This is a genomic window from Nonomuraea sp. NPDC049158, assembly GCF_040648335.1.
GTDB lineage: Bacteria > Actinomycetota > Actinomycetes > Streptosporangiales > Streptosporangiaceae > Nonomuraea.
Genome location: NZ_JBEZDM010000022.1, coordinates 48,847 through 63,925 on the forward strand (window position 1 = coordinate 48,847; position 15,079 = coordinate 63,925).

Below are 15,079 nucleotides of genomic sequence, written 5' to 3' on the forward strand. Positions count from 1 at the left end.
TGGGGCGTCCATCGATCGTTACATTCTGCTTCAGATGCTGCATCCAGGCCGCAGCCAACTGTATGGCCCTGGCGGGTGGCAGATTGCCGCGTCCCTGCTGTGCGAGTCGATTCCTATGGCGCGTGTCAGCGGGACGACAGCACGCTGATGATGCACGGCGACAGCGCGTTCTGCGCCGCCGAGACGGTGGCCACATGCCGCGAGCACGGTGCCCGTTTCGCCACCACCGCCGAACTGGACCCCAAGCTCAAGGCAGCAATCGCCGCGATGCCGCCTTGCGCGACGACCTCCGCCGGTTACCGGTGCCGCTCCAGCGCCCGCCCTGCCCCCGACCCACTACCCATGAACAAGCCGCGACCCGAACACGGCGGGTCACCCGCGCCTCGAAACTAGGCCTTCACCTGCAGGAGCGGCCCCCCTCAAGGGCCGGACCGAGAAACGATCACGAGAATTCAAGCCGTGGAGCCAAGCTCAGCCGAGGCCGACGTGATCCGACGCCTGGGCTCCGTGCTGACACACTGACGAGTCGCCATGCCCTCGCCCTGCCGGAGTATGACGTCCACTCCACATCTTGGGCCATCCGCCTCAGATACGTGTGTACGACGAACGACTGCGTCGCGAGGAGCACCACCAGGCCACGTGGTACAGCTCAATGAGGAACGACTTGCGCCCTGACACCGGGGAGATCGTCGAATGCGGCGGACGAGTCCATCGTAATCACCGTTCTCGCGGTGGTCGCGGCCGTCGCAGCGATCAGCAGATCGTACGCCCCCCGCTTCTTTCCCTCTCGCCGAACATGCGCCATGAGACGAGCATGAACCCTGGCAATGTCCGTCGTGTATTCCTCGACCGGAATCAGCGCAAGAACCTCATCCACAAAAGCCTGCCGATTGGGGCGACGTGCAGCATCGGCCAGCTCCACACCGACCAGCAACTCAGCCACGGTGATGGCGGCGATCGCCACATCGTCGGCGTCTCCGATCACCGTGTCCACAGACGCCTTGCCTCGCTCCGCAGCGATGAGCACACCCGTGTCGAGGATCAGGCGTCGGGCCACGTGTTCCTCATCTCGTCGTCGACCGTCTCGCGGGCGGCCGCCACATCGCCCTCGAAGTCGGCGTCCAGCGTCCCCGCGCTTCTGGCCAAGAAGGCCTTGACCATCCGTCCTGGCGCAGTGGGCGCGGGACCGATCACCGCAATCCGCTTTCCACCGCGAGTCACCATGATTGTTTCACCCCGTTCTGCTTCGTCGAGAACCGTCGCGAAGCTCCGAGACGCCTCGGTGGCAGTCATCACCTTCATAAAATCAGATTATCTGATCTCGTGCCTCCAAAGGCTACCTTTAGGAGTCCGGGCGGTTGGGCTCGGCGTGGGGTTGAGGTATGCAGATCAAGCCGCCGTTTCGTGGTCTTCGTCGAGGATGTTGATCAGGGGGATCAGCCAGCCCGCGTGAACGGGACCCATTGCGGAGTCCAGTTCGGCTGGGGTGGGGAGGCGGTCGAGCAGGGTCGCCGGGGACAGGAGTTGCTGAAGGGCGTGCATGAGTAGATTGGCCATCGAGTAGGTCGGGTCGGTGGTCAGGGCGCGTTCGAGGGCGATGGTGGCCAGGACGCTGTCGCCCGTGCGCCATGAGGCCATGGCCAGCAAGGACGCAGCCGGTGGGGTGAAGCGTGGCTCCAGGCAGCGGGTGAGGTCTTTCCAGAGGGCGGCGTGGGAGTCACCGGCGAGGGTCCAGGCTTCGTCGCGGATTCTGATCACCGCCAGGTCGAGGCCGAGCCTGGCCGCTTCGGCATCGTCCAGGCGGCCACCGGCGGCGTGGGTGGCCAGGGCGGCGCGGACTCTGACCAGGCCCCGGGTGACGAACTGCTGGGCGAACGCGTTCACGTCCGTCGCCTCCATCAGCCGGGTGCGGAACTCGGCGACGGCCTCCGCCGTGGCGCGGCGCATCGACACCCGGACGGGGCCGGTGAGCGGGGCGATGGTGCGTTCCAGGCTCTGGCGGTCGGGCAGTGCCACCAGGCCGTGCACGGTGGCCTCGGCGGCGATCTGGCTGGTCGAGGGGTCGTACGGAGTGCCTTCGGGAGGACAGCACTGGGGCACGTCGCACACGTACGACCAGTAACGACCTCCCTCGGCTCGCAGGGCCTCGTCCACGCCGACGCCTGCCCGGGCGGCCAGTCGGCGGGCCTCGTCCACGGCCGGGGTGACCCGGTCTCCAGGGCCGTAGCCGATCAGGATGATGTGGGTGATGGCCTCCCGATCGAACAGCGCCGACAAGGGCTCCAGCGTGCCCGGCGGAAACGGTAGCGGCCAGCGGGTCGCCAGCTTGGCCTGTCCTCGGGCGAGGCCGAGCACGATGAGGCTGTCGACCGGGTGGAACCCCACGAGGTAGGGCACGGCGGCGAGGACGTCGGTGGGGCTGGTCAGGGTCAGGCAGGGCTCGGAGGCCTTGGTCGTCATGAGGCATGAGGATGCCCGGACGAAGGGTGTCCCCAAGGCGCCGAACCGCGTTCTGGGGATAGGCGGATAGATAACCGAGTGGGGGGCGAGGGGTTAGCGACAACTGGACGCGGGGTTGTGGATGAGCGCGGGAGATCAGGGGGCGGGAGATCAGGAGTCCGGAGTCAGGGTGTGGGAGTTGGGGCCAGGCGGTTGCGGACGAACAGGGCCGCCCCCGCCACCCCCGCCGGCATCGCCACCACCGCCACAAAAGGCACCAAGAACAGCAAGAACACCACCACCCCGAACCCCAAGGCCCCCGCCTTGTTCCCCCGCAGCAGCGCGAACCGCTCCTTACGCCCCATCCCCCGCCGCTCCAGCGCCAGCGTCGTCAGCTCCACCGTCAGGAAGAACCCGGAGACCATGGCCCCCAGCACCGGCACCACCGTCTGCCCGACCACCGGCACGAACCCCAGGAAGAACAGCGGCACGGTGAAAAGCAGCACATACCCCAACGTCACCAGGCTGTCCCGCAGAGACCGTGGCAAGGTACGCCACCACGGCTGCTCCTCCGCCCCCGGCAGCGGATCCACCGTGGCGGACAGCTTCTCGTAGAACGGCTCCCCGATCGCCAGCGTGAGCGCCGTGAAAGTCAGCACCGCCAGCGCGAGCCCGCCGAGGACCAGCGCGATCCCGATCAGCGTACGGAAGAGGTCCCGCCACCCCCACGTGTCGGCGAACGGCGTAAGAAATTCCGCCATATCGGACGCGTTCGTGCCGAGGAAGACCAACGCCACCACGTACACCACGAAAGCCAGCAGCGCCGGGATCAACCCGAACAGCCACCACCGGCCATTCTTAGCGACCCAGCCCACACCCTGAAAGAAGAAGCCGACGCCCGCCAAGAAGTCGCGTACTGATCGCATGCCCGGCACGCTAGCGCCAGAAGGCCGTCACCGCGTAGCCCAGTTCGCCGAAAAGGTTGCGGAGCAGTGGCAACGAGATGCCGAGCACGTTGCCGTGGTCGCCCTCGATGCCCTCGACGAACCAGCCGCCCCGCCCCTCGATGCTGAACGCCCCGGCCAGGCCCAGCGGCTCGCCGGTGGCGGCGTAGGCGGCTATCTCCTCGTCGGACGGCCGGCCGAAGTGGATCACGGTGGTGGACACCTCGGCCACCTGCCGGCCGGCGGGTACGTCGATGACGCAGTGGCCGGTCACCAGGCGCCCGGTCCGACCGCGCATCATCCGCCACCGCTCGAGCACCTCCTCGGCCGAGGCCGGCTTGCCGTAGGGCCTGCCGTCGAGCTCCAGGATCGAGTCGCAGCCGATGACCAGGCCCTCGTCGAGCCCGCTCGCGACCGCCGACGCCTTGGCCTTGGCCAGCTCAAGGGCGAGCGCGGCGGGCGAGTAGGCGGTATAGGCCTCTTCGTCGACGCCGCTGACGATCACCTTGGGGTCGAGTCCGGCGCTGCGGAGCAGGGCCAGCCGGGCAGGGGACGCTGAGGCCAGGATGATCACCGCACCAGCTTACCGGTCACCTGTCGAAGTTCGGCTGCCCGGGTACGTCCATGGAGTCGCCATCGAAGATCGCGCCGAGCAGCTCGGCCAGCTCGGTGGGAAGGATGGCGCTCTCCTCGTTCAGGGCGTCGGCGACGGCCCCGGCCTCCATCCTCCCGCGAGTCGCCCGTCCGGCCAGCAACGACATGATCATGGGCGCGATCAACGGCAGCAACCTCATGATCGCCCGGCCGTCGACCCCCACCAGCCGTGCCAACCCGTCGGCCGCCTGCTCGGTGCCCTGCCCGCCGAGTACGTGCCCCAGGATGCTCTGCCCGTCACGCGACAGCGACGCCACGTCGCCGTTGAACGGGTCGGCGTCCACATGGTCGTCGAGCGCGGCGCGCAGCGCCTCCGCACCTTCAGGGTGCGCGGTGTTGCGCGCCAGGCCGCCGATGATGGTGCCGGACACCGTCGTGAGCACGATGCGGGCCGTCGCGGTGTCCGTGCCGAGCAGCCCGGCGACCTCCTCCAGCCCGGCATCGCCGAGCTCTGCGAGAAGCTCGTCGTTCAGTGTCACATCGGAGACCTGCCCGGCGCGGCCTCAATTTACGTTACGGGCTTGCCCAAGTCCCCGGAAAGCCCGGCGGCGGCGTAGGCGCTCGCCTCGTCCAGCGTCTCGTGCTCCAGCAGGGCGGCGACGATGGCGTCGAGCTTGTCGCGGTTCTCGCTGAGGACACGCAGCGCGCGCTCGTAGCACTCGTCCACGATCCGCCGCGCCTCCTCGTCGACGGTGGCGAGCATGGCGGGCGAGGCCTGCGGCGGCTGACCGTCGCTGGGCAGGATGGTCAGCGGCCCGACCTTCTCCGACATGCCCCAGCGCCCGACCATGCCGCGGGCGATCATGGTGACCTGCTCCAGGTCGTTCTCGGCGCCGGTGGTGATCACGCCGAACACCACCTGCTCGGCCGCCATCCCGCCGAGCGCGCCGGTGATGCGCCCGCGGAGATACTGCTCGTCGTACGCGTAACGATCGGTGTCAGGCGTGGACAGTGTGACGCCGAGCGCCCGCCCGCGCGGGATGATCGAGATCTTCCTGACCGGGTCGGCACCGGGCTGCAGCATGCCGAGCAGCGCGTGGCCGGCCTCATGGAAGGCGGTTCTGGTGCGCTCCTCCTCCGGCATCACGATGCTGCGCGCCGCGCCGAGCTGCAGCTTCTCCAGCGCGTCGGCGAAGTCGGCGATGCCGACCTTCTCCTTGCCGCGCTTGGCGGCCAGGAGCGCGCCCTCGTTGACGAGGTTCGCCAGGTCGGCGCCGGTCATGCCGGGCGTGGTCTTGGCGATCTGGTCGAGGCTGACCTCGCCGTCCAGCGGCACGCTTCTGCTGTGTACGGCCAGGATCGCGGTACGGCCGGCCGCGTCGGGCAACCCCACCTGGACCGTACGGTCGAACCGGCCCGGCCGCAGCAGCGCCGGGTCGAGGATCTCCGGCCGGTTCGTGGCCCCGATGACGATGACGCCCTCGACGCCGGAGAAGCCGTCCATCTCGGTGAGGATCTGGTTGAGCGTCTGTTCGCGCTCGTCGTGCCCGCCGATGCCGCCGGCGCCGCCCCTGGCCCGGCCGATGGCGTCGATCTCGTCGATGAACACGATCGAGGGGGCGACCTTGCGCGCCTCCTCGAACAGGTCGCGTACCCGTGACGCGCCCACGCCGACGATCATCTCGATGAACTCCGACGCGCTGGCGGAGAAGAACGGCACGTTGGCCTCACCGGCCACGGCGCGGGCCAGCAGCGTCTTGCCGGTGCCGGGAGGCCCGGCGAGCAGCACGCCCTTGGGCAGCTTGGCGCCGAGCCTGCGGTATTTGTCGGGGTCCTTCAGGTAGTCGACGACCTCGACGAGCTCGTTCTCGACCTCGTCGATGCCCGCCACGTCCGCGAACGTGGCCCGCACCTGACCCGCTTCGACCGGCTTGGCCGCCTTGGACCGGCCGAGGCCGCTCAGCCCGCCGCCGCCCATCATGCTGGCGCCGCGGCGCATGATCCAGATCCAGAGCCCGGCCAGCAGCAGAACGGGGAGCAGGGAGAGCAGCAGGTTCACGAAGAAGCCGCGCCCGCCGTTGATCGGGTCGGCCTTGATGTCGACCCCGTTGCTCTCCAGTTGCTGGTAGAGCTGGTCGTTGTTGGCGAAGGCGGGGATCTCCGTCTTGAACTTCGTGTACGACTTGTTGCCGCTGTCCGGATCCTTGGCCGCGGCCCGCAGATCGCCCTCGACCGACAGGCCCGTGGCGTAGATGTCCTTGACGTTCTTCGAGGTCACCTGCTTGGTGAACTCGGTGTAGGACACCGTCTCGACGGAGCCGGAGTCGAAGAAGGACGAGACCAGGAAGAACGCCGCGTAGACGACGAGCAGCGTGACGACGAAGCGCCACCAGTTGATCTTCGGGCGACCGCCGCCGGACGAGCCGGGCAGCCCTTCCGCGCGCCAGGGCGGCTTGGGCTTGTCTCTGTCAGGCGCCTGCGGCTGTCCCGAGCGTTTGTCAGGCGCCTTCGGCTGACCTGGGCGTTCCACGGCGTCACTCCCCCATATCGCCGTACATGATCTTCTAGCCTAGAACACGCACCCCGGAAACCACGCGCGTGATGTCACGCCACCTGGTCCGCTGCGACTCCGGCACTGTCACGAACGCCAGCCCCGGCTTGGCCATTCCCCCGTCGAGCACGACCACGGCCGCCCGCGAGACGTGCTTGCCGTACCTGACCTGGTAGGTGAGCAGCCAGCCGCCCTTGATCGGCTGGGAGACCTGCCAGCGGATCCGGCTGCCCTTGGGATGGTGGTTGAGCGTCCAGCGGGCGGCGAGCAGCGCGGTGTCGCGCGCCGACTTCTGCTCCTCGATCGGGAGCGGGCAGGTGACGAGCATGCCCCGCTGGTTCGAGCCGCGCTTGAGCGGGAGCACCTGCTTGCTGGTGAACGGCGCCGCTCGGTGCGCCTTCCACGGCCTGCCGAGCCTGGGCACGACCAGGCCGGTCCGCCGGTCCTTGACCACGTCCCTGCCGGGCTTGGTCATCTTCAGCCGCGCGACCTTCTTCGGCAGCTTGGGGACCCGGGGGTCGGCGTACAGGGCCTCCATGGCGGTGTATCCGGGCGCGATGGTCGAGCCGGGAGTCGGTGTGGCGCGGGGAGCGGCCGCCTCGGCGGAGTCCACCGGCGAGGGAGACACCGACGGCTCGGACGACACTGTGGCAGGGGGCGGCGCGGACGAGGTCGGCACGGTCGATGGCGCGGCGACCGGCCGTGTGGCGACCTCGTCCGGCCGCGACGGGAGCAGCATGACCACCGTGACAGTGACGACCGCCACCGCGGTCACGACTGCGAGCCCCCGGTATACATCCCGCATCCGCAGATCGCCGATGCGGGATCGCCTGGGTGAAGAAACAGGGGTTCCCGGCCTGGCAGCAGTTCTCACACGGGAACCTTCGGTCCCATCATCCCCATCGAGCACGATCGGGAGCGTACGACAAATCCCGCCATTCCGCTTATGAAGCGGCCGAAGTGTCATCATGGCTTCGTGGAACAGGTGGAGCTCCGATTCGACCCGGCCTCGCAAGCCTCCCAAACGCACACGAACCTCTCCGCGTTACGGCACGACGGCAGCGGCCTGTGGGTGGCCGGGGACGAGACCGCCACCATCGAGCATCTGGCCTGGACCGGCGTGAACTACGCGGGTCAGCGCACCTTCCGGCTGGCCGACTACGTACCGCTGCCCGCGGGCCCCGATGACGAGGCCGACATCGAGGGCCTGGCCAGGGCCGACGGCCACCTGTGGGCCGTCGGCTCGCACAGTCTCAAGCGCCGCCGGATCAAGTCGGCCAAGGACCCGGCCAAGGCCGTCAAACGGCTGGCGACCGTGGTCCGCGAGGAGAACCGCTTCATCCTGGTACGCCTGCCGCTCGACCCCGCCACCAACGCCCCGCTGCCGGGCGCGATCCTCTCGGGCCGGGACAACATCGCCGCCCATCTGGAGGACGACCCGCATCTCGCGCCGTTCCTCGCGCTGCCCGGCAAGGACAACGGCCTCGACATCGAGGGCATCGCGGTGCTGGACGAGCGGGTCTACCTGGGACTCCGCGGCCCGGTGCTGCGCGGCTGGGCGGTGGTCCTGGAGATCAGGCCCGTCGAGGCCCACCCGGGCCGGCTGCGGCTGCGTGAGCCGTGCCGCAAGCACTTCCTGGACCTGGGCGGGCTGGGCGTGCGGGACCTGTGCCCGTACGGCCGTGACGTGCTGCTGCTGGCCGGGCCGAGCATGAGCCTCGACGGGCCGGTACGCGTGCTGCGCTGGCGGGTCCACCGAGCGGGCGAGGTGGTCACGGCGGACGAGCTGGAGACGGTCGCCGAGCTGCCGTACGGCATCGGCTGCGACCATCCCGAGGGGATGGCCGTGCTGGCGGACGGCCGACTGATGATCGTCTACGACAGCCCGTCACCCGCCCGGATCACCCCGGCGGGCGGCGTCCTGGCGGACGTGATCGAAATCCAGCGCCCGTAACGACCGACTGAGATCTGGGGTCCGTCACGACCGACCTGATCGAAATCGAGCGCCCGTCACGACTGGGCGACCCGCCCGTACAGCCACGGCGCGTCGGCGACGAACGTACACGAACCCGGCTCGATCTCGGTGAACCCGGCATCCCGCACCACAGGCAGCCCCGCGGCCACCTTCGCCTGGAAGTCGGCCGCCGCCGCAGTGCGCACCGTCACGGCCAGCCCGGCCGCCCGCCACGCGGCGCGCTCGGCCTCGTCGCTGGCCCACCAGGCGAGCTGGGCGGCGTGCCCGGCCTGGGCCATGGCCTTGCCCGCCGACATGGCGAGCCCGGGATTGGCCCACAGGATCGGCGGCTGCGCGGGCGCGAGGTCGCCGGTGTCGGTCAGCTCAGTGCCCGACACCTGCAACCGGGCGAGGTCTCTGGGCCAGTCGTCGAGCGGCACGGGCGGGTGCACGCGCACCTCGGCCGTACGGTGCTCGACGGTACGGCCGGGCAGCGCCAGCGCCCGGCGCCACTCGGCACCCCTGGCCCGGCGCACGACCTTGCGGATCTTGCCGGTGGACTGCCAGGCGTGCAGCTCCGCACCCCACTCGCCGGGGTCGTCGAGCAGGCTCAGCACGGCCATCGCGGCCGCCTCCAAAGCGTCGGTACGCTCGGGCGGCGTCGCTCTCTCGATCCTGACCACCAGCGGCAGGACCATCAACTCTGCGTCACTCATCGCCCTTTAGCATGCCCGATGGCCAGGGACATGCCGGCGGCCAGGAGGCAGAGAGCGCCCGATACGTACCAGGCCAGGTCGTAAGCGCCCAGGTGGTCGCGGGTGAGCCCGGCTCCCACGGCGGCGAACGCGGCGCCGATCTGGTGCGAGCCGAACACCCAGCCGAACACCACCGCGCCGTCCGCCCCGTAGATCCGGCGGCACAGCGCCACGGTCGGCGGCACGGTCGCCACCCAGTCGAGCCCGTAGAAGACGATGAAGATCAGCATGCTGGGCTCGGTCGTGGCCGCGAACAGCCCCGGCAACACCATCAGCGACAGCCCGCGCAGCCCGTAGTAGACGCCGAGCAGGACCTTCGGATTCACCTTGTCGCTGAGCCAGCCAGAGGCGATCGTGCCCGCGATGTCGAAGATCCCGATGACCGCGAGCAGCCCCGCGGCGACCGGCTCGGCCATGCCGTGATCGTGCGCGGCGGGGATGAAGTGGGTGCCGACCAGGCCGTTCGTACTGGCCCCGCAGATGGCGAAGCCGCCCGCCAGGAACCAGAACGCCCGGGTCCGCGCCGCCGACCTGAGCACCGTGAGCGCCCGCACGGCGGCGTTCTGCTGGACGGGCAGGGTACGGACCGCGCCGGGCTCCGCCCCCAGCGCCGTGGTGCCCACGTCCTCAGGATGGTCGCGCAGCAGCCACCACACGAACGGCACCACCGCCAGCGCGGCCCCCGCCACGGTCAGCGAGGCCACCCGCCACCCCGGCCCCTGGGCCAGCTGGGCGAGCACCGGCAGGAAGATCAACTGACCGGTGGCGCCGGCCGCGGTGAGCACGCCGGTGACCAGCCCGCGGTGCCGGACGAACCACCGGTCGGTCACCGTCGCCACGAACACCAGCGCCATGGACCCCGTGCCCAGCCCGACGAACACGCCCCAGAACAGCAGCAGCTGCCAGCTCGCCGTCATCAGCACCGTGAGCCCGCTGCCGACGGCCACCAGCAGCAGCGCGAGCGACACCACCCGCCGCATCCCGAACCGGTCCATCAGCGCGGCCGCGAACGGCGCGGTCAGACCGTAGAGCACCAGGTTGACCGACACCGCGAGCGAGATCGTGCCCTTGGTCCAGCCGAACTCCTCCTGGAGCGGAGTGATCAGCACGCCCGGAGTGGCACGGAACCCGGCCGCCCCGAGAATGGCCACGAAGGCGACGGCCGCGACGAACCAGGCCCGATGCAGCCGCCTGGTCCGGGTGGTGGTGCTTATGGTCATCCGCTAATCCTGATTTATCCGCACTTCACGCCGCGAGTGGCCGGATAGCCAATATATGAAAGAATCCGGCCATGACCCATCGCGTCGCGGTCCTGGTCCTCGACCATTTCGCCCCTCTTGACCTGGGCGTTCCCGGCCAGGTCTTCTGGTCGGCGGAGTCAGCGACCGGCGAGAAGCTCTACGAGGTCGTCACCTGCTCCCCCGGCCGGCAGCCCGTGCGCTGCTCGGCCGGATACAGCGTCCTGCCCGACCACGACCTGGACGTCCTGGACACGGCCGACACGGTCCTGGTCCCCGGCATCCACGCGGGCCGGACGATGAAGGACGGCACGATCCAGCCGCATCTGCGCGACGCCCTGCGGGGCCACAAGCGGATCATGTCGATCTGTACGGGGGCGTTCGTCCTGGCCGCCGCGGGCCTGCTGGACGGCCGCCCCGCCACCACGCACTGGCGCGAGGCCCCCCACTTCGCCGAACTGTTCCCCAGGGTCGACCTGGATCCCTCGGTGCTGTTCATCGACGACGGCGACGTACTCACCTCGGCGGGCGTGGCGGCCGGACTGGACCTCTGCCTCCACGTGATCAGGCGCGACTACGGCACCGAGGTGGCCAACCGGGCGGCCCGCCGCTGCGTCATGCCTCCTTGGCGGGACGGCGGCCAGGCCCAGTACATCGACCGCCCCTTCCCCGACCCAACGGGCACCAGCACCGCCCCGACCCGCACGTGGATGCTCTCCCACCTGGACAGGCCTCTCGACCTGGACGCCCTGGCCGGGCACGCGAAGATGAGCGTCCGCACCTTTACCAGACGCTTCCGCGAGGAAACCGGCCTGAGCCCGTCACGCTGGCTGACCAAGCAACGGGTCGACCACGCCAGACACCTCCTGGAGACGACGGACGCGGGAGTGGAGGAGGTGGCCCGCCGAGCGGGCTTCACCACCACGGTCTCCCTCCGCCAACACCTCCACGCAGCAGTCGGCGTGGCCCCACTGACCTACCGCCACACGTTCCGCCGCTAGGGTGCGTTCTGGGTCCCTTCCTTGGGCCCCAGCTACCACGGACCGTCTTCTTCCGGCCCCCGGAGGGGTCTCCCTCCCAAGCACCCCAGCCGCTGCGGCCCGCGTTCTCTCCCTCCCCCCGAGGGGTCTCCCCTCAAGAACCTCAGCCACCACGGACCGTCACAGGGACCGAGACGGCTGCCCGCAACGGAAGCCACGGCCAACAAGACGCACGTATCGGCGCCCGGCCCTGTGCGGGCTCAGCGGCCGTTTTCCTGGAGGCCCTCAGCCACGTGCGGCGGGTGGCGGTGGGTGCGGCTTGCCGTAACGGATGGAAGGGTTTGTCCGGACCGTAACAAAGCGGATCACTCGAATAGGTCTGGTTGCTCGCGGGTGATCTGGTCGTGGAGGGGCTGGTAGTTGATCCAGCCGACCAGGTCGTTGCCGATCTGCTGGTGGGTCAGGGCCGCGTTGTCCGGCGAGATGGGCACCACCTGCCCGGCCGCCTGCGCGACGAGCTGCACCTGCGCCGAGCGTTCCATCGTGATGAACCACCACGCCGCCGCGTCCACGGTGTCACCCACGGTCAGCAGCCCGTGGTTGCGCAGCACGACGGCCTTGTTGCCGCCCAGCGCGGCGGCGATGCGCTTGCCCTCCTCCAGGTCCGTCACCACGCCCGTGTAGTCGTCGAAGAGCGAGACGTCCCCATAGAACGCGCAGGCGTCCTGCGTGATCGGCTCGATGACCCGCCCGAGCGCCGACAGCGCGCGCCCGTACACGGAGTGGCTGTGCGCGGCCGCCACCACGCCGGGCCGCGCCTGGTGCACCTGCGAGTGGATCGCGAAGGCCGCCTCGTTGACGGGGTAGCGGCCTTCGACCACCTTGCCCTCGTGGTTGACGAGGATCAGGTCGCTCACGCGTACGTGCTTGAACGACATGCCGAACGGGTTGACCCAGAAGTGGTCGGTCAGCTCGGGGTCGCGGGCGGTGATGTGTCCCGCGACGCCCTCCTCGAAGCCCAGCTTGCCGAAGATCCGCAGCGCGGCGGCGAGCCGCTCCTTGCGATGCCGCCGTTCCTCCTCGACCGTCTCGAACGTCGGCGGCAGGCGAAAGATCAGATTCTCCGGCATGAGCCCTCCTCAGAGTCCGGGATCAGGCTAACCGAACCAGGTTCTGACAGCCTCGTCCAGCGAGCCGTCCGGGGTGCCCGCCCAGGCCACGTACCCGTCCGGGCGGATCAGCAGCGCGTCGGCGGGCGGCGCCGCGCACGTGGCCGTGGCCACGTCGATCCGGCCGCCCCACACGTCCTTCGGAACGCTTCCCGCGAGGTCGAGCAGCAGCGGCCGCCCCTCCCGCATGAGCGTGGCGAGGGGCACCGGCTCCAGCTCCAGGTCGGGTACGAAGTAGCCGGTCAGCGGGTGCGGCGGGGCGTCCATGGGATAGGCGACATCCGCACCCGACATGAGGGCAGATATCCGGCCACGTGCGCTCTTGTCCTGGAGCAGCTCGCCGAACACCTCGCGCAGCGCCGTCACCTCCGGCCCCGGCGACATGAGCGCGAGCTGGGCCTTGCTGTGCATGGTGACCCGCTCGGCGGCCAGCCGGCGCTCCCGGTCGTAGCTGTCGAGCAGGCCGGGCGGCGCCGTGCCGCGTACGGTGGCCGCCAGCTTCCAGCCGAGGTTGGCCGCGTCCTGGAGACCCAGGTTCAGCCCCGGCGCCCCGACCGCGGAGTGCACGTGGGCGGCGTCCCCGGCCAGCAGCACCCTGCCCGCTCGGAAGCGGTCGGCCATCCGGGTGTTGCGCCCGCTGAGGCGACGCAGCAGGTGCGGCCCCGGGCCGGGCGGGCTGACCGGCGAGATGTCGGCGCCCAGCACTCTGGACAGGCTCTCGCCCAGCTCGCCGAGCGTCATCTCGACGTCCTCGCCGGGATCGTCGCTGTCCCACTCGATGCAGCTGACCATCAGGACCTCGGGGCTTACGGGCAGCAAGGCGTACGCGCCGCGCTCGGTGCGGTGCCAGGCGTAGAGGGCGATCGTGCCCACGCCGGGCAGTTCCAGCTCGCCCCGGTCCATCCGGATCGTCGCCCCAGGTAAGGCGACGTGGCCGGACCGCGAGAGGACGGAGAACGCGTTCACGCCGGGGAAGCCGATGCCGGCCTGCTTCCTGACCGTGCTGTGGGCGCCGTCGCAGCCGACCAGGTAGCGGGTGCGCAGTTGTTCGCCGCCGTCCAGTTCGAGCGTCACGCCCGTCTCGTCCTGGGTGAACGAGGCCAGCTCGCGCCCACGCCAGATCTCCACGCCCAGCTCGCGGGCCCGATCCTCGAACAGCTCCTCCAGTCGGGCCTGCTTGACGCTCATGCCGTACATCGTGTTGCCCTCGATCTCGGCCAGGTCGAGCGGCAGCGCGCCGAACAGGAACATCGGGATCGGCCGCGGCGGCTCGGCGACGCCCAGGAAGCGCCGGTAGAGGCCGCGCTGGTCGAGGAGCCTGACGACCTGCCCGATGATGCCGTTGGCCTTGGGCGCCTGGCTCCGCTCCGCCAGCCGCTCCAGCACGATCGGCCGGACTCCGGCCAGGGCCAGCTCACCGGCCAGCATCAGCCCGTTGGGGCCACCACCGGCGATGACGACGTCCGCGGTCATTGGGGTTCTCCTTGTGCCGTTGGGTCGGATAGTCGGGTGGCGAGCGGGTCGGGCAGGCCGGTGGCGAGTTGGCGCATCGCCTCTTCGATCAGGGGGAGGAGCGGCACCGCGGGCTCGACGAGCAGCCAGTGGCGGACGGCGGTCTGCGTGGCCGTGATCACCGCGGTGGCGACCAACTGCGGGTAGAGGTCGCGTTCGTGGTCGGTGCCGGTGCGCTCGGCGACGGCCGCGGCCAGCTCGGCATCGGCGGAGAAGAGCACCCGCAGCGACTCACCCTCCATGGCGGGCGCGCTGGTCAGCAGCCGCAGGGCGGCCCGCACCTCAGGGGCGGGCGGCTGCGTGGTCCGCTCCGCGCTCTGCCATGGCGCCAGCATGGCCCGCGTCACCGCCTCCCAGAGCGGCTCGCCCGGCGGCCTGTCGCGCAGCACCTGCGCCGAGTGCCTGGTCCGGTCGACGTGGCGGGCGGCGAGCGCCTCCCACTTGCTGGAGAAGTAGTTGCTGAACGTCCGCGGCGACACCCCCGCCGCCTCGGCGATGTCCTCGACCCGCACGTTGTCCAGACCGCGCTCCATGGCGAGCTGGAGCGCGGCGGCCATCAGGGCGTCGCGGGTCGCCTGCTTCTTTCGTGCGCGTAGCCCGGTCATACTCCCCAGACTATAGATTTTTGCTGACTAGGCAAATTTTCTCATCCAGCAACTTTCCGCAAGGCGCCCTTCGGCGCAGCGGGCGAGCTCCACCGCTGCTAGCCCCCCCGAGCCAAAAGCGCTATCTTCCGCACAAAGGATTCGGGAAAGGGCCTTCCCGAACACCAACGTGAATAAATCTCACCGCCACCGTCCAAGTCTCATCCGGCACTTCCGGCGTTCCCGAGGACATAACCACCCACCCACCTCGTCTTTCGGCAAACGCGAAGAGAATACGCAATACATTTGCGATCTTCAGCTAGGATCAGTGGCGGTTCATTAAACCACCCTGAGTTACG

16 protein-coding genes are annotated in these 15,079 nt (G+C 69.8%); 3 read left to right on the forward strand and 13 right to left on the reverse strand.

All coding sequences use genetic code 11. The features are described 5' to 3' along the window. The first annotated feature begins 99 nt into the window (after positions 1 to 99). On the forward strand, positions 100 to 393 hold the full coding sequence (locus AB0B61_RS36655) for a hypothetical protein (protein WP_358442047.1): 294 nt from the start codon (positions 100 to 102) through the stop codon (positions 391 to 393). A gap of 256 nt (positions 394 to 649) precedes the next feature. On the opposite strand, the gene AB0B61_RS36660 is transcribed toward AB0B61_RS36655, so the two are convergent. The 8 genes from AB0B61_RS36660 to AB0B61_RS36695 form a co-directional block, all read right to left on the reverse strand. Continuing rightward, the gene (locus AB0B61_RS36660; RefSeq protein WP_358442050.1) at positions 650 to 1,057 is read right to left on the reverse strand and encodes a PIN domain-containing protein; all 408 of its coding nucleotides are present in this window, start codon (positions 1,055 to 1,057) and stop codon (positions 650 to 652) included. Then, on the reverse strand, positions 1,042 to 1,302 hold the full coding sequence (locus tag AB0B61_RS36665; RefSeq protein WP_358442051.1) for a type II toxin-antitoxin system prevent-host-death family antitoxin: 261 nt from the start codon (positions 1,300 to 1,302) through the stop codon (positions 1,042 to 1,044). Before AB0B61_RS36665 ends, AB0B61_RS36660 begins: the two co-directional genes overlap by 16 nt. Positions 1,303 to 1,389: 87 nt before the next feature. Then, entirely contained in the window at positions 1,390 to 2,460 is a 1,071-nt protein-coding gene (locus AB0B61_RS36670; RefSeq protein ID WP_358442054.1) for a DUF4192 domain-containing protein, read from the reverse strand. A gap of 164 nt (positions 2,461 to 2,624) precedes the next feature. Then, a complete protein-coding gene (locus AB0B61_RS36675; protein ID WP_358442056.1) occupies positions 2,625 to 3,365 on the reverse strand; it encodes an EI24 domain-containing protein in 741 nt (246 codons plus the stop codon). 10 nt (positions 3,366 to 3,375) lie between these two features. Continuing rightward, positions 3,376 to 3,957: a nucleoside triphosphate pyrophosphatase gene (locus AB0B61_RS36680; protein ID WP_358442059.1), complete on the reverse strand. Its 582-nt coding sequence runs from the start codon at positions 3,955 to 3,957 to the stop codon at positions 3,376 to 3,378. Between the two features lie 16 nt (positions 3,958 to 3,973). Beyond that, entirely contained in the window at positions 3,974 to 4,516 is a 543-nt protein-coding gene (locus AB0B61_RS36685) for a DUF937 domain-containing protein (protein WP_358442062.1), read from the reverse strand. A 29-nt stretch (positions 4,517 to 4,545) separates the two neighbouring features. Beyond that, the gene (gene ftsH, locus AB0B61_RS36690; protein ID WP_358442065.1) at positions 4,546 to 6,507 is read right to left on the reverse strand and encodes an ATP-dependent zinc metalloprotease FtsH; all 1,962 of its coding nucleotides are present in this window, start codon (positions 6,505 to 6,507) and stop codon (positions 4,546 to 4,548) included. 34 nt (positions 6,508 to 6,541) lie between these two features. After that, complete coding sequence (locus AB0B61_RS36695) at positions 6,542 to 7,333, reverse strand: hypothetical protein (protein WP_358442067.1); 792 nt, start codon at positions 7,331 to 7,333, stop codon at positions 6,542 to 6,544. Positions 7,334 to 7,504: 171 nt separating this feature from the next. Between AB0B61_RS36695 and AB0B61_RS36700 the strand changes: the two genes are divergently transcribed. Next, complete coding sequence (locus AB0B61_RS36700; RefSeq protein ID WP_358442069.1) at positions 7,505 to 8,482, forward strand: DUF3616 domain-containing protein; 978 nt, start codon at positions 7,505 to 7,507, stop codon at positions 8,480 to 8,482. A gap of 56 nt (positions 8,483 to 8,538) precedes the next feature. On the opposite strand, the gene AB0B61_RS36705 is transcribed toward AB0B61_RS36700, so the two are convergent. Next, entirely contained in the window at positions 8,539 to 9,198 is a 660-nt protein-coding gene (locus AB0B61_RS36705) for a peptidyl-tRNA hydrolase (protein ID WP_358442072.1), read from the reverse strand. Then, positions 9,195 to 10,457 (reverse strand): MFS transporter, encoded by a 1,263-nt coding sequence (locus AB0B61_RS36710; RefSeq protein WP_358442075.1) that lies wholly within the window; start codon positions 10,455 to 10,457, stop codon positions 9,195 to 9,197. Before AB0B61_RS36710 ends, AB0B61_RS36705 begins: the two co-directional genes overlap by 4 nt. Positions 10,458 to 10,528: 71 nt before the next feature. Here AB0B61_RS36710 and AB0B61_RS36715 point away from each other — a divergent pair, with 71 nt between their 5' ends. After that, positions 10,529 to 11,476: a DJ-1/PfpI family protein gene (locus tag AB0B61_RS36715; RefSeq protein ID WP_358442078.1), complete on the forward strand. Its 948-nt coding sequence runs from the start codon at positions 10,529 to 10,531 to the stop codon at positions 11,474 to 11,476. A 344-nt stretch (positions 11,477 to 11,820) separates the two neighbouring features. On the opposite strand, the gene AB0B61_RS36720 is transcribed toward AB0B61_RS36715, so the two are convergent. The 3 genes from AB0B61_RS36720 to AB0B61_RS36730 are packed head-to-tail and all read right to left on the reverse strand — an operon-like array spanning position 11,821 to position 14,741. Beyond that, positions 11,821 to 12,585: a class II aldolase/adducin family protein gene (locus tag AB0B61_RS36720; RefSeq protein WP_358442080.1), complete on the reverse strand. Its 765-nt coding sequence runs from the start codon at positions 12,583 to 12,585 to the stop codon at positions 11,821 to 11,823. Positions 12,586 to 12,612: 27 nt separating this feature from the next. Further along, positions 12,613 to 14,097 carry an FAD-dependent monooxygenase gene (locus tag AB0B61_RS36725; RefSeq protein ID WP_358442083.1) on the reverse strand — a complete coding sequence of 495 codons (1,485 nt, stop codon included), beginning with the start codon at positions 14,095 to 14,097 and terminating at the stop codon, positions 12,613 to 12,615. Then, on the reverse strand, positions 14,094 to 14,741 hold the full coding sequence (locus tag AB0B61_RS36730; protein ID WP_358442086.1) for a TetR family transcriptional regulator: 648 nt from the start codon (positions 14,739 to 14,741) through the stop codon (positions 14,094 to 14,096). The genes AB0B61_RS36725 and AB0B61_RS36730 overlap by 4 nt, the downstream gene beginning before the upstream one ends. Positions 14,742 to 15,079 lie beyond the last annotated feature (338 nt).